This window comes from Bradyrhizobium sp. CCBAU 51753 (assembly GCF_015291565.1).
In the GTDB taxonomy this organism is placed as follows: Bacteria; Pseudomonadota; Alphaproteobacteria; order Rhizobiales; family Xanthobacteraceae; genus Bradyrhizobium; species Bradyrhizobium ivorense.
The window spans coordinates 7,719,791-7,734,057 of the sequence record NZ_CP030037.1 but is presented as its reverse complement, the minus strand read 5'-3'; the positions used below and the strand labels follow the sequence as shown (position 1 = coordinate 7,734,057).

The 14,267-nt window shown below is 65.7% G+C and carries 11 protein-coding genes; 3 read left to right on the top strand and 8 right to left on the bottom strand.

Features of this window, described 5'->3' with window-relative positions; translation table 11 throughout:
- Positions 1-114: 114 nt before the first annotated feature.
- Positions 115-1,539, bottom strand: coding sequence for an aldehyde dehydrogenase family protein (locus tag XH93_RS35360; protein ID WP_194471013.1), 1,425 nt, complete (start codon positions 1,537-1,539; stop codon positions 115-117).
- A gap of 95 nt (positions 1,540-1,634) precedes the next feature.
- On the opposite strand from XH93_RS35360, the gene XH93_RS35355 reads away from it, so the two are divergent.
- Positions 1,635-2,540 carry a LysR family transcriptional regulator gene (locus XH93_RS35355; RefSeq protein ID WP_194471012.1) on the top strand — a complete coding sequence of 302 codons (906 nt, stop codon included), beginning with the start codon at positions 1,635-1,637 and terminating at the stop codon, positions 2,538-2,540.
- Between the two features lie 42 nt (positions 2,541-2,582).
- Here XH93_RS35355 and tuf read toward each other — a convergent pair whose 3' ends face one another.
- Positions 2,583-3,788 (bottom strand): elongation factor Tu, encoded by a 1,206-nt coding sequence (tuf, locus tag XH93_RS35350; RefSeq protein WP_194471011.1) that lies wholly within the window; start codon positions 3,786-3,788, stop codon positions 2,583-2,585.
- A 360-nt stretch (positions 3,789-4,148) separates the two neighbouring features.
- Here tuf and XH93_RS35345 point away from each other — a divergent pair, with 360 nt between their 5' ends.
- Positions 4,149-4,769: a hypothetical protein gene (locus XH93_RS35345; protein WP_194471010.1), complete on the top strand. Its 621-nt coding sequence runs from the start codon at positions 4,149-4,151 to the stop codon at positions 4,767-4,769.
- A 42-nt stretch (positions 4,770-4,811) separates the two neighbouring features.
- Here the strand turns inward: XH93_RS35345 and XH93_RS35340 are convergent, their stop codons facing one another.
- The 4 genes from XH93_RS35340 to XH93_RS35325 form a co-directional block, all read right to left on the bottom strand.
- Positions 4,812-7,004: a TonB-dependent receptor gene (locus tag XH93_RS35340; protein ID WP_246799757.1), complete on the bottom strand. Its 2,193-nt coding sequence runs from the start codon at positions 7,002-7,004 to the stop codon at positions 4,812-4,814.
- Between the two features lie 561 nt (positions 7,005-7,565).
- Positions 7,566-9,059: an FAD-binding protein gene (locus XH93_RS35335; RefSeq protein ID WP_246799379.1), complete on the bottom strand. Its 1,494-nt coding sequence runs from the start codon at positions 9,057-9,059 to the stop codon at positions 7,566-7,568.
- A 146-nt stretch (positions 9,060-9,205) separates the two neighbouring features.
- A complete protein-coding gene (locus XH93_RS35330) occupies positions 9,206-10,093 on the bottom strand; it encodes a LysR family transcriptional regulator (RefSeq protein WP_194471009.1) in 888 nt (295 codons plus the stop codon).
- Between the two features lie 474 nt (positions 10,094-10,567).
- A complete protein-coding gene (locus XH93_RS35325; RefSeq protein WP_139862613.1) occupies positions 10,568-11,659 on the bottom strand; it encodes a TRAP transporter substrate-binding protein in 1,092 nt (363 codons plus the stop codon).
- Positions 11,660-11,865: 206 nt separating this feature from the next.
- Here XH93_RS35325 and XH93_RS35320 point away from each other — a divergent pair, with 206 nt between their 5' ends.
- Positions 11,866-12,207 carry a hypothetical protein gene (locus XH93_RS35320; RefSeq protein ID WP_229178799.1) on the top strand — a complete coding sequence of 114 codons (342 nt, stop codon included), beginning with the start codon at positions 11,866-11,868 and terminating at the stop codon, positions 12,205-12,207.
- A 141-nt stretch (positions 12,208-12,348) separates the two neighbouring features.
- On the opposite strand, the gene XH93_RS35315 is transcribed toward XH93_RS35320, so the two are convergent.
- Together XH93_RS35315 and XH93_RS35310 are read right to left on the bottom strand one after the other, a co-directional pair.
- A complete protein-coding gene (locus XH93_RS35315) occupies positions 12,349-13,023 on the bottom strand; it encodes an RraA family protein (RefSeq protein ID WP_194471008.1) in 675 nt (224 codons plus the stop codon).
- Between the two features lie 217 nt (positions 13,024-13,240).
- Entirely contained in the window at positions 13,241-14,266 is a 1,026-nt protein-coding gene (locus tag XH93_RS35310) for an amidohydrolase family protein (RefSeq protein WP_139862615.1), read from the bottom strand.
- Between the last annotated feature and the right edge of the window lies 1 nt (position 14,267).

Here is a 14,267-nt window from a genome sequence, read left to right as displayed (position 1 = left end):
AATGGCCTAGTCACGCAGCGGTGAATCACGCCTCCGTCACCGATGTGTGTCACACGAAAGTGTCGCGCACGATCGCGCGACGCGGCCGCTTCGCCATCAACGAAGCGCTTCGCATCACGCCGCGCGCGCGCCGAGCAATGTCTTCGGCTCGAGATAGGCCTCGAGCCCGAACGGGCCGTTCTCGCGGCCGAGCCCGGACTGCTTCATGCCGCCGAATGGCGCCAGCGGCTCGTGCGCGGCGCCGTTGATCACGACGCGGCCGCTGTCGATGCGTGCGGCGATCCGCTCGGCATGCGCAGGGTCACCGAACACGTAGGCCGAGAGGCCGTAGCTGGTGTCGTTGGCGATGGCGACGGCCTCGTCCTCGTCGCGATAGCTGAGGATCGCAAGCACCGGCCCGAAGATTTCCTCGCGCGCGACTTTCATGTCGTTGCTGACATCGGTGAACACCGTCGGGCGGACGAAATAGCCTGATAGCCCGTCGGGCCGGCCTTCGCCGCCGGTCAAGAGGCGCGCACCTTCCTGCTGGCCGAGGCGGATGTAGCGCTGCACGCGTTCCCATTGGGTCTGGCTCACCATCGGCCCGACCGTGGTCGCGGGATCGCGGGGATCGCCGACCTTCACCCGTGTCTCGATCGCGGCCTTGAGAAGCGCCTCGAAGTCGGCGCGGCGATGCTCGGACACCAGCACGCGGGTGCCGGCGATGCAGGCCTGGCCCGAATTCATGAAGCCGGCCTCGATCACGCCCGGGATCACCGCATCGAGGTCGGCGTCGTCGAGGATGATGGTCGGCGACTTGCCGCCGAGCTCGAGCGTCACCCGCTTGAGGCTCGCGGCGCTGGCCTGCACGATGGCCTTGCCGACCGCGGTCGAGCCGGTGAAGGAGATTTTTGCGACATCCGGGTGGGCGGTGATCGCGGCCCCGACATCGGCGCCGCTGCCGTTGACCACATTGTAGACGCCGGCGGGCAGGCCGGCCTCATGCAGCGCGCGCAGCACCATTTCGGTCTGCATCGCGCTCATCTCGCTCGGCTTGATCACCGCGGTGCAGCCCGCGGCGATGGCGTAGGCGAGCTTGTTGCAGATGAAGCCAGCGTTGGAATTCCACGGTGTGATCAACCCGACGACGCCGACCGGCGCCATCACCACGCGTGCGGTGCCGATCTCGCGCTGCAGCGGATAGTCGGCCAGGGTGCGCGCGGCGGCAACGAACGTGTCGGCGGCATAGTCGGCCATCCAGCTCGACCGCGAGACCGGGGCGCCGTATTCTGTGAGTACCGCCTCGCGCAGCTCTTCGACATGCGCGCGCATCGCGCTGTGCAGCGCGTCGAGCATCTGCAGCCGCTCGGCCTTGCCGGTGCGCGCCATGCCGGGCAGCGCGCGCTTCGCCGCCGCAACCGCGGCATCGACGTCGTCGGCGTCACCGAGGCGCACCCGGCCGATCACCGCGCCGGTCGCCGGGTTGTGCAGGTCGAACAGCTCGCGGCCGTGGGGCTCGACGAAGCGGCCGTCGATATAGCTGTGCTCGATGATGCGCATGGGATGTCTCCGTGTTGGCTGTCGCGGAGATAGACTTGGCAATTGATCCCGATTAGTGGCATTGTTCCGGATGAATTGACCTAAAAAACGGGACAATGGGCCGAGGACGTCTGATCGAGCTCGAAGCTGCGGTGGCGGTGGCCCGGCGCCGCAGCTTTCGCGCCGCTGCCGCCGAACTCGGGTTGTCGACCACGGCCCTGAGCCAGGCCATTGCCGACCTCGAAGCCCGGCTCGGTGTGCGGCTGTTCAACCGCACCACGCGCAGCGTCGCACCGACGCCGGCCGGCGAGCAGTTCGTGGCCGAGGTCGCGCCGGCGCTAACCGCGATCCGCGAGGCGTCTGATGCCGTCAACCAGCACCGCGCGACCCCGACCGGCGTGCTGCGGCTCAACACGTCGGCGGGCGCGGCCCGGCGCATTTTGCAGCCGATCATCTTTGAATATCTCGACCGCTACCCGGAAATGTCGGTCGACATCGTCACCGAGGGCAAGCTGATCGACATCGTGCGCGAGGGGTTCGACGCCGGCTTCCGCCTCGCCGAGCAGGTGCCCGCCGACATGATCTCGGTGCCGCTCGGACCAAGCGCGCGGCTCATCGTCGTCGGCGCGCCGGCCTATCTTGCGGCGCGGGCCGCCCCCTGCACGCCGGCCGATCTCGCCGGACATGATTGCATCCGGATGCGGCTGCCGGCCGGTACGGTCTACCGGTGGGAGTTCGAGAAGGATGGCGAGCAGCTTCTCATCGACCCCTCCGGCCGGCTCACGCTCGACGAGCCGAATTTGATCCGCGAGGCCGCGCTCGCCGGATATGGGCTTGCCTACATGTCGGAATGGGACGTCGCTGAAGCCGTGCGCGACGGGCGTCTGGTTCAGCTATTGGCGGAATGGACGCCGGCTTTCCCCGGCCTCTCGCTCTACTATCCCGGCGGCCGCCACGTGCCGGCAGGCTTGCGCGCCTTCATCGACCTGATCCACGAGCGGCGCCGCCAGGGCGAAGGTTAGAGCAAGCAAACGGGGGCCCGGCTTGCGCCAGGCCCCCATCCGTCAGTCGACGATTTCGGTCACGACACCCGCGCCGACGGTGCGGTTGCCTTCACGGATCGCAAAGCGCGACCGCGCCTCGAGCGCGATCGGCTTGTTGAGCTCGATCGTGAACTCGGCGCTGTCGCCCGGCATCACCATCTCGACGCCATCGCCGAGCTGGACGGTGCCGGTGACGTCGGCGGTGCGGAAGTAGAACTGCGGACGATAATTGGCGAAGAAGGGCGTGTGCCGCCCGCCTTCGTCCTTCGTCAGCACATACACTTCCGCGCGGAAGGTCTTGTGCGGCGCCGCGCCACCGGGACGCGACAGCACCTGACCGCGCTGCACGAGGGCCTTGTCGATCCCGCGCAAGAGGCAGCCGACATTGTCGCCGGCCTGCCCCTGATCGAGGATCTTCCGGTAGCTCTCGATGCTGGTCACCACCGACTTCCTCGTGTCGCCGAGGCCGACGATCTCGACCTCATCGCCGAGCCTGACGACGCCGCGCTCGATCAGCCCGGTCACGACGGTGCCGCGGCCGGCGATCGACTGCACGCCCTCGATCGGCATCAGGAACGGGCGATCATTCGGCCGCTCGGGAAGCTCGATATAGCTGTCGAGCGCCTCGAACAGTTTCAGGATCGCCTGATCCGCAAGCGGACCCTTCTCGCCGCGCAGCGCCTGCATCGCCGCCCCGCGCACGACCGGGACGTTGTCGCCGTCGTACTGGTACTTCGACAGCAGGTCGCGCACCTCGATCTCGACGAGATCGACCAGCTCCGGGTCGTCGGCGACATCGCACTTGTTCAGGAACACCACGATGCGCGGCACGCCGACCTGGCGCGCGAGCAGGATGTGCTCGCGGGTCTGCGGCATCGGTCCGTCGACCGCGGAGACGACCAGGATCGCGCCGTCCATCTGCGCCGCGCCGGTGATCATGTTTTTCACATAATCGGCGTGGCCCGGGCAGTCGACATGCGAGTAGTGGCGCGCCGCCGTCGAGAACTCGACGTGGCTCGTCGCAATGGTCAGGATCTTCGTGTCGTCACGCGTACCTTGCGCGGCCGACGCCTTGGCAACGTCCTGATAGGAGACGAACGCGCCCCAGCCGTTATCGGCCGAGACCTTCGTCAGCGCTGCCGTCAACGTCGTCTTGCCATGATCCACGTGGCCGATCGTGCCAACATTGCAGTTGGGCTTGAGGCGGATGAACTTCTCTTTGGCCATGGGACACCTGTGGTGTGCGAGCTCCCGTGCTGGTTTGCACGACTCGAGGCACCGCGAGAGCTCGTTCGGCGCCCGGAGCCGCTTCCGCTCCGGGCCGCTTCCCAATGTCAGGTGTGAATTGGTGAGGTCAGGTCCAAAGCAGATTGGCGGCGGACGAGGGGGTTAGCCCTCCCGTCATCAGCATCGATGCTCGCTGTGACTGCCGCATTGTTGGAAACCTGGGTCGCTCTCTATTTCAAGGAGGCGTGTACATAAGGGCTCGCCGTGGCGTTGGCAAGAGGTGCGCGCCTCGCGCGGCGCGCCGCACTGGCGTTCCCGCCGCCCGGCGCGTATAATTCCGGCAGAGGGACAGTTACTCGAATGTCGATCTTCGCAAGCAAAAGCGGTCTCGCGATGCTGCTGGCGGCGCTCTGTCTGGGCGGCCAGCAGGCCCATGCGCAGGCCGATCCCGTACGCTACTGGACGCCGGGTTCACTGTTCGGCTTCGGCGGCAGCCTGGCCGATGCCCAGAAGGCGGACACCTACGGCAACTTTCCGAGCTTTGGCGATAGCAGCGCCCAGGGCGGCAACGCCTGGCTGAACGCCAATCGTCCGGACGGCTGGTTCATGGGCAGCGAAGGCGGCCGCTTCGGCTGGAATGGGTTCGGCCGCTCCGGCGCGTTCGGCTCGTATGAGTATCAGGGCGCGCAGGTCGGCTATAATTTCAAGAGCGGCGACGGCTCCTCGCCGGTGACCTTCTTCGCCGGCTTCGACAGTCTGAAATACAATCCGCCCGGCGCCGGCGGGCCGCTGGCGCCGTTCAGCGGCAGTTCCAGCGCCAACGCCGGCTATGCCGTGCGCGGCGGTGTCGAGTTCCGGCCGACCTCGAACCTCAGCCTCTCGATCGGCGCCAGCTTCGCGCAGCCGCAGGCCGAGCGGATGGACAGCGACATCAATTCGCAGCTACTGCCTGGCCAGTCGCCGCTGTTTTTCGGCCGCTAAAACTTTCAAACCGGACCTGAGCGTTGGTTGAACCGACGCCGCCTAAAACTTCGCCCGGATACCGGCATAGGCCGCGAGCGGCATGCCCGGCACGAACGTGCGCGGGTCGGTCAGCTGCGCCATCAAATTGGTGACGCCGCGCGTGGTGCTGGCGAAGCCGCCGGGCTCGAAGAATGCGCCGCCGAGATAATAGTGCTGGTTGAAGACGTTGTTGATCAGCCCGAACAGCTCGACATTCTCTGTGATCTTGTAGGAGGTGTGCAGGTTCACCACTGCATAGGCCGGCACCTTCTGGCTCTGGTTGGTGTCGTCGCCGATCAACCACTGGCTGCCGACCACGTTGACGTCGGCGCCGATCTTCCAGGCGTCGGTGGCCTGATACTCGACACCGGCCTTGAAGCGGTGCGCGGGAATGCCGGGGATATGATCGCCCGGCTTGACGTTGATGAACTGGGAGCCGGTGGCCGGGTCGGTGATGGCATTCGGATTGTTGGGCGACGGCAGCGTGTTGGCGCTTTGGAAGGTGGCGTCGACGAAGGTGTAGTTGGCATAGGCGTTCCAGCGATCGACGCGGTAGTCGAGCTTGGCCTCGATGCCTTGCCGCAGGGTCTGTCCGGCATTCTGGAAATAGCCGAAATTGCCCGTGCCGAGTGGGCTGGTCACCCGGATGATGTCGTCGTCGGACAGGGTCCGGAACCCGCCGAGGCCCCAGCTCAGCACGCCGGTCCTGGCGTCGCGGCCCCAGCCACCGCGGATTCCGGCCTCGACGGTGTGCGCCACCACCTGCTTGAGCGGCGGATCGGCGATCAGGAAGCTGTCGATCACGCAGGGGCGCGCCGGATCGGAGCAGCCGAGCTCGAGCGGCGTCGGTGCGCGGTTGGCTTCGGAGTAGCCGGCATACACCGTGAGGTTCGGCGTGATCTTGTAGGTGCCGCCGATCACCGGATTCAGGCGCTGGAAGCGGTTGTTGCTGTTGAGCAGCGGGTTGGTCCCGGTCTGATCCTGCAAATCGATCTGCGCCAGGTTGAATCGGCCGCCCGCGGTTACCGCGAACTTGTTGGTCACGTCGAACGTGTCGGTGAGGTAGACACCGGTGTAGGTGTTGGTGGCGTGCAGGTCGACCGGGGCGAGGCCGGCGTCGGGCTGGTTGATGAAGATTCCGGTGCCGGTCACGAACAGATTGTTCGGATCGATGGTGCCGAGCTCGCTGGTGGCGTTGAACTTGGTGAAGCCGTGGTCGACGCTGACGCCCATCACGACGTGGTTGTCGTGGCCGAACAGCTTGTCACTGCCGGTCACCTGCGCGGTGCCGCCGTACGAATTGGTGGCAGCGGTGTTGCGGTCGATCTCGCCAAGGAAAGCCGTGCCAAGCGTGTTCGGCACCGGCGTCGTGCCGAAGATCGGCATGTTGTCCTGCGCGCCGTCGAGGCACAGATTGCGGCCGCGGTTGCAGGACTCGACGTCGGTGCCGTTGCCGTCGACATGGGATTGCCGGAAGCCGCGGAAATAGGCGTTGCCCTGGAACGACCAGGTGTCGGAAAAATTGTGGTTCAGCGTCGCGTTGACGAAGGCGAGCTGCAGATGCGTGGTCTGTGGCCAGGTATAGACACTCGACCAGCGCTGGTTGAGCATCTGGATCGGCGTCGCCGCGACATTGCCGAGAATGTTGTCGGCGCCGGTGAAGTTGACGTGGAATTCGGTCTGGTCGTTGCGCGCGCCGATGTCGACATACATCCGGTTGACGTGGGAGGAATTGGCGTAGTCGCGCCAGCCGCGGTCGTAAGCGGATTCGAACGCCGCGTAGGCGGAGACGTTGTCCTTCTGGCCGCCGGCCTGCACACTGCTCTGTACCCGTCCGTAGGAGCCGCCGAACAATTCGCCCTCGACGCCTTGATAGGTGAAGCCGTTCTTCATCTGGATGCTCAGCGCGCCGCCGATCGCGTTGAGGCCGAACACCGGGTTGTTGGGAAACAGCGAGACCCGGTCGATCGCTTTCTCCGGGATGAAGTCCCAGTTGACGACGTCGCCCCAGGATTCGTTGATGCGCACGCCGTTCTGATAGACCGCGAGCCCCTGCGGCGTGCCCTGCACCGGCGAGGCGGTGAAGCCGCGATAGTCGAGATTGCGCTGGAACGGATTGCCGGTGTGGTCGCCGAGGGTGACCCCCGGCAGCTTGCGGTTCACCGAGTCGAGGAAATTGGTCGAGTAGTTGCTGCTGAAATCCTGCGACGTCAGCACCTCGGTGTTGGACGGGACCTTGTCGCGATCGATCAGGCTCGAGTCGCGGTCGGACGGGCCGGGGGCCGCCGTGCCGCCTTCCGGCGCCGCCGCCGGTGCAGCAGGCGCGGCTCGGGTTCGGGCGGTTCGCGTGCTGCGAACCGCGGGCCGTGCCGCCGGCCTTGCGCTGCGCGTGCCAGCCAGCGGTGACGGGGCGATCACGTTGACCGGCGGCAGCTCGGTAACGGGCGCGGTGGTCTGGGCGTGCAGGACGGTCGACGGCGCAGCGGCGCCGATCACGACCAGCATGACTGCTGCCCCGCGCGCATGAAAGCAAGAGGATCGATATCGAGTTGCCGCACGCAACAACGTCGCAGCCATGGCGCCCACCCAGTCCCGGTCCGTCATTGTCCCCAACGAACCTTGCGGCTTCGAGACTGCTCAAGCGATCCGGCTTTGGCAAACAGGATTCGTTTCTGGCGGTCGGGATTCTTTTCCGGATGGTATCGGGAAAAATTCCCGATCACGTCTCGTGGGCCCGCAATGGGCGGCGTTTCGGCCGATTCGGTGCCGGCGGCCTCAGAACAAATTGTAGCCGGGGGTCAGCAGGCCAAGCGGATCGTAGCGCCGCCTGGCCTCGCGCAGCTTCGGCCAGGCGGGCCCGAAGTGATGCTCCCAGTCCTGCGGCGTCATCGGAAAGGCACTGACCGGATACAGGACGCCGCCCGCATCAACGACCCGGTCGTAGATCAAGCGGTTGTTCGCCAGCAGCCGATCGACCTGCGCCGGGTCGGCCGATGCCGGCATGTGGACGATGTTGCAGCAGAACGCCACGCCGCCGTCGGGCCACCGCACCAGCGGGGTGCCGGATACGCGGGTGCGCAGCGGATAAAAGGTCACGCGTCCGAGCGGGCCGATGTCCTCACCGGAGAGGCGGCCGAGAATCTCATCGGCCACCTGCTCGGCGGTGACGTTGGGCAGGAAGGTGAACAGCCAGGGGTGCGGATTGGACCACAGGCCCTTCGATCTCAGCAGCGCTTCCAGCTTGGCAAAGGCCAGCGCGTCGTCGCGATAGGTCAGATCGGTGACGACGGCGGTCTCGCGGTCGCCCGACAGCGAGGCGAACACCGTATTGTCGTCCGGAGGCGAGGCCTTGTCGTAGAACAGGGCGCCTTCGAGCTGGTATCGCCAGCCCGACTTGCCGTCGGGGAGAATGGCGCCCTGCAATTGATCGAAGCGATCGGCTTGCAGCGCGCGGCGTTGATCCACCGCCAGCGAGGCGAGGTCCTGATAGAACAGCTGATAGCGCCGCACCCGTTCCGGCGCGCGCACCAGTTTTATGGTTGCGCGCGTGATCAGGCCGCATTGTGCGAGGCCGGCGCGCGCGGCGTCGAACAGATCTGCGTTCGATTGCCGCGAGCAGGTCAGTGGCTCGCCGCTTGCCGTCACGATGTCGAGCTCCAAAACATGGTCGGTCTGCATGCCGTGGCGCGAGGTGCTGCCGCCGATCCCACCGACCGCGATGGTGCCGCCGACGGAGAGGCCGAGATAGTTGGTGAGCACCGGTGGGGTGAGGCCATGCGCCAGCGTCGCCTCGAGCACGCGCTCCCAGGTCGCGCCGGCGTCGACAACGATGTGATCAGCGCCGATCTGGTGGATCGCGTTGAGCCCGCTCATGTCGATGACGACACCGCCCTCGGCCATCGCGCGGCCATAGGTCGAGTGACCCTGGCCGCGCGCCGCGACCTTCTGCCTCGATTTGCCGGCGGCGCGGAGCACGCCGCCGATGTCGGCGGCGGAGGCCGGCTTGACCACGGCGCGCGGCCATCTTTGAACGATGTTGCCGAAATCGCGGGAGGCGGCGGCGCGATCGTTGCCATCGTCGCCGATCGCACCGGCCACCGGCAGCCAGTCGCATGCATACTGGCGCAGCTCGCCGCTCGCCGCCGGCCATTCGCAGCCTTGAACCTGCACTGGCGTCTGCGCCGGCATCGCCCCGAGCCCGGCGCGGGACGCGAATGCGGCGGTCATGCAAAGTCCTGCGCCGAGCAGGGCGCGCCTGTTCGTGGTCATGGGGCTCTCCTCAAGTGCACGATGCCGGCACGTCTCGTTGCCGTTCACCTGCACATTGGGTTTGGCCCTTGGGACGGACAATCGGTGCGGGGCGGGAAGCACCTTCTCGCAAATCGGGAGAATGGCGGGCGACGCGCGCCGGCGTCTCAAAGCCGCTCGTGCTTCAGCCGGGTGGCGAGTTGGTCGGCAAACAGCCGCGTCTTGGCCGCCGGCATGCCGCTCGGCGGAAACACCGCATGGATCGGCGTGCGCGGTGCTTCAAATTCCTCGAGCACGATCTCGACGGCGCCCTCGTTGAAGAGATCGCGGATCTGCCAGAACGGTCCGTAGCCGAGACCGAGGCCGTCACGCGCCGCCGCGCACAGCGCCGCCGAATTGTCGCTCTCGAAGCAGCCGTTGACCCGAATCGCCTTCGGCTCGCCGTCGATCTGAAAGCGCCACAGCTCCGGTTCGCCGTCGCTGCTGATGCGCCGCACACAGCGATGACGCGCGAGCGCATCGGGATGATCCGGCCGTCCGTAACGGGCAAAGTAGCCCGGCGCACCATAGACGACGGTGCGAATTTCGCCGAGCCGCCGCGCCTTCAGCGACGAATCCGGCAAGTCCCTGATCCGCACGGCAACGTCAAAGCCGTCGCCGACCACGTCGACGGCGCGGTCCGAGGCCTTGAGCTCGGCCTTGATCAGCGGGTAGCGCGCGATGAAGTCCGCGATCACGGGAACGACAAAGGCGGAGGCGAACTGCACCGGCGCGGCGATGCGCAGCAGGCCGGACGGTTCGCCGCGCTGGCTCGCCGCCTCCTGGCGCGCCTCGGTGATCTCGGCAAGCGCCGGCTTGACGCGCCGGTAGAACGCGAGCCCGGCTTCGGTCGGAAACGATTGACGCGTGGTTCGCCGCACCAGCTCGACGCCGACGCTGCGCTCCAGCGTCATCAGCGAGCGATTGACCGATTGCAGCGAGCGGCCGAGCCGGCGCGCCGCCGCGGTCTGGCTGCCGGCCTCGATCACGGCAAGAAAGGCCTCGATATCCTCCACCGCGCCACCTCATTCTATCGGATGGTGGGAGGATATTACGGTGCTGTGCGATTGTCAGGGCGCAGCTCGGGCTGGAACCCGTGGTGCGAATTGGATCGCTGAAACGAAAAAAGGACCGTCGACGTGACGGTCCTTTTCTGCCGGTTGAAATGGATCCTCTAAAAACTCAATCGTATAAAATGCTTCGCAAGTTACGGTCGCGCCGGCAGGGACCGTATTACGATCATCCTGGTTTATCAGAAATCCGGATCAGTACGGTGTTCCGGCCCGTGGAACCACGGGCGGAAGCGTTTGCACCATGATACCTGCATGCAGTCCTGGAGCCCGGATCGAATCTCGTAGTCCGGATGGAGCCAATCGGTCGCGCGGACGCGCCGGTGACCGGCTCCGCGCAATCCGAGACGCCTGGATCCGCGGGCGCACCGTTCCCGGATTTCGCTGCGCTTCATCCGGGCTACGGGTCACGGGTTCAACTCAGCCTGTCTTGCGCATTTTGCTGAGCAAATAGTTGTCGTAATAGTTCTCCGCGATCTGGGTGTAGAACAGCACTTCTTTCATGTAGGCGTCGTGGCTCTCGCGCGTCTTCTTGAACAGCGGGCTCTTCTCGGAGATCTCGTTGAGATGGTCCTGCGTGGCCTGGTAGCTGGCCTCCATCACCGGCTGCGGGAAGGCGCGCAGCTCGGCCCCGCCGGCGACCAGCCGCTTCAGCGCGGCCGGGTTCACGCTGTCATATTTTTCCAGCATCCAGGCGCCTGCCGCCGCACCAGCCTGGTTCAGCACCGCCTGGTATTGCTTCGGCAAGCCATTCCACTTCTCGTCGTTGACGATCATGTGCAGCATCGCGCCGCCTTCCCACCAGCCGGGGAAGTAGTAGTACTTCGCCACCTTGTAGAAGCCGAGCTTCTCGTCGTCATAGGGGCCGACGAACTCGGCGGCATCGATCGATCCCTTCTCGAGCGCGGCGTAGACCTCGCCGCCCGCAATCTGCTGCGGCACGATGCCGAGCCGCGCCAGCACGTGGCCGCCCATGCCGGCGATGCGAAACTTGAGGCCCTTGAGGTCGTCGACGGTCTTGATCTCCTTGCGGAACCAGCCGCCCATCTGGGTGCCGGAGTTGCCGGCAAGGATCGCATGCGCCTTGAACGGTTTCAGCGCCTCGTTGCAGAGATCGGCGCCGCCGCCGAACGCCCACCAGGATTCCTGGTGGCGATGGTTCATGCCGAACGGCACGCCGGTGGCATAGGCTAGCGCCGGCTCCTTGCCGATGTAGAAATACAGCGGCGTCTGCGCCATCTCGACGGTCGCCGAGCTGACCGCGTCGAGCGCCTGCAGGCCGGGCACGAGCTCGCCGGCCGCAAAGGTTTGGATCTGAAACTTGTTGTCGGTGACATCGGCGACGTATTTCGCAAAGGTCTGCGCGGTGCCGAAGATGGTGTCGAGCGACTTTGGAAAGCTCGACGTCAAACGCCATTTGATCTCGGGCATGCTCTGCGCGATCGCAGGCGCCGCAACCAGCGTGGTTGCGCCGGCGAGGGCGCCGCCTGTGAGGAACGTACGGCGTTTCATGATGGGGACACTCCTTTGGCTGGCAGGTCACCGGGGCGGGACGCCGTCCGGGACGATCTGGCCGGTATCATTACTGGCTCCAGGGCAGGCGTGGAAGGTGCCTTGCGGGCCTGCGGGCTTGTAAAGTGCCGGCAGGACGCGCAGTTTGTATCCGCTCCGGGGACAAGCAGGGCGCCGCGACGCTCGCGATTGCGCGGCATCGGATCATGATCAGAAACGGACTTTACCTGGCCGAGACGCGATTTCTGGACGGCGTGGAGGCCTACAACCGGCACGTCATGGTGCTGCGCGACGGCATGATGCGCGGCGGCGGCGGATTTTACTACACCGTCGGCAGCTACACCTCTGCGAACGGCAAGTGGAAAGGCGAGATGACGAGCCGGGAGCACTCGCCGATTTCCGCAACCTATCCCTGGGCGCGCAAGACCATCAGCATCGGATTTTCCGGCACCTATACCGACGAGGCCGCCGAGTTCGAAGCCACTGCGCTGGCCGGCAAGCAGTCGTTCCGCTTCAAATCGGTCTACCGGCTGCTGCACGCGGATTGAAATCGCATATGTTCGTCATGCCCGGGCATAGCCGTCCGAAGGACGGCGTCGCTTCCGCTCGACTATGTCCCGGGCATCCACGTCTTGTTTCCATTCGGCAGGAAGACGTGGATGGCGGGACAAGCCCGGCCATGACGTGAATCAGTCCTTGTACTCGCAGCCGAGCCGCGCCAGCGTCTCGTCGACCCAGCGGCGATCGGGGGTGCCGGCGAGGATCTGCTGGATCGCCTTTTCCTCGCTCGCCTTCTTGGCCTCGGTCTGCTTGCAGATCTCCGCGGCCTGGTCGTACGGCACGCACAGCACGCCGTCGTCATCGGCGACGATGAGGTCGCCGGGCTCGACGATCATGCCGTCGATCGAGATGGCGCAATTGATCTCGCCGGGGCCGTCCTTGTAGGGGCCGCGATGCGCGACGCCGGCGGCGAACACCGGGAACGATCCGGCCCGGATCGCGCCGGCATCGCGGATCGAGCCGTCGATGACAAAACCGGCGACGCCGTTCTTCTCGGCGAGCGTCGACATGATCTCGCCGATGATGGCGTTGACCAGCACGCCGCCGGCGTCGACGACGATGACGTCGCCCGGTTGCGCCAGGTCGATCGCCTTGTGCACCATCAGATTGTCGCCCGGCCGGGTCTTCACCGTCAGCGCCGGACCGCCGAGCCAGCCGCCGCCATGCATCGGCCGCAGCCGGTTGGTGCCCGCGATCCGCGACATCACATCGCTGACATTGGCGACGGGCAGCGTGCGGTAGCGCGCGACCAGATCGGGCGACACCTTTCGTTTCGCCTTGTGAATTGCAAATCCAATGGCCATCGGTTTTCTCCGGGTCTGTAGTTGGCTTGATCCGAGGTTTGAGATCAGGATGACGTAAACATCATACCCGCAGCTTCACCACCGTCATTGCGAGCGAAGCGAAGCAATCCATCACGCAACATATGCGGAGGCATGGATTGCTTCGTCGCTATCGCTCCTCGCAATGACGGGGCTGCTTTCGTGCGCGGCCTCTGGGTGAGAATGTGACGCATTGGCATCAATGCGCGCGGCGGTCGAGATGGGCGTTGAGGCGAGGATAGACGCGGCGGGCGTTGCCTTCGAAGATTTTGGCCTTGTCCTCGGCGCTCAGCGGCAAGGCATCGATATAGCGGCGGGTGTCGTCGAAGTGATGGCCGGTCTCGGGATCGATGCCGCGCACCGCGCCGACCATCTCGGAGGCGAACAGGATGTTCTCGACCGGGATCACCCGGGTCAGCAGCTCTATGCCGGGCAGATGATAGACGCAGGTGTCGAAGTACACGTTCTTCAACAGATGCTCCGACAGCGGCGGCAGCTTCATGTCTTGCGCGAGGCCGCGGTAGCGGCCCCAGTGATAGGGCACCGCGCCGCCGCCATGCGGGATGATGAAGCGGAGCGTCGGGAAGCGCTTGAACAGGTCGGAGGTCAGAAACTGCATGAAGGCAGTGGTGTCGCCGTTCAGGTAATGCGCGCCGGTGCCGTGGAAGCAGGGATTGCAGGACGAGGAGACGTGGACCATTGCCGGCACGTCGAGCTCGACCATCTTCTCGTACAGCGGAAACCACCATTCGTCGGTCAGCGGCGGATCGCACCAGTAGCCGCCCGCGGGGTCGGGATTGAGGTTGCAGCCGACGAAGCCGAGCTGGGTGACGCAGCGCTCCAGCTCGGCGATGCAGTTCTTCGGCTGCACGCCGGGGCTTTGCGGCAGCTGGCAGACGGGCACGAAATTGTTCGGAAACAGCGTGCAGACCCGGTGCACCATGTCGTTGCAGATCGTGGTCCATTCCACGCTGGTGGCTTCCTTGCCGACATGGTGCGCCATGCCGGCGGCGCGCGGTGAGAAGATGGTGACGTCGGTGCCGCGCTCCTTCTGCAGCTTGAGCTGCGCGCCCTGCACGCTGTCGCGAATCTCGTCGTCGCTGATGCCGAGATTGGTGGTGAGCGGGCGACGGCTCTTGTCGGCGAGGCCGGCGAGCTGCTTGTCGCGGAACGCGTGCAGTTTTGGCGGCTCGGTGGTGTAGTGGCCGTGGCAGTCGATGATCATG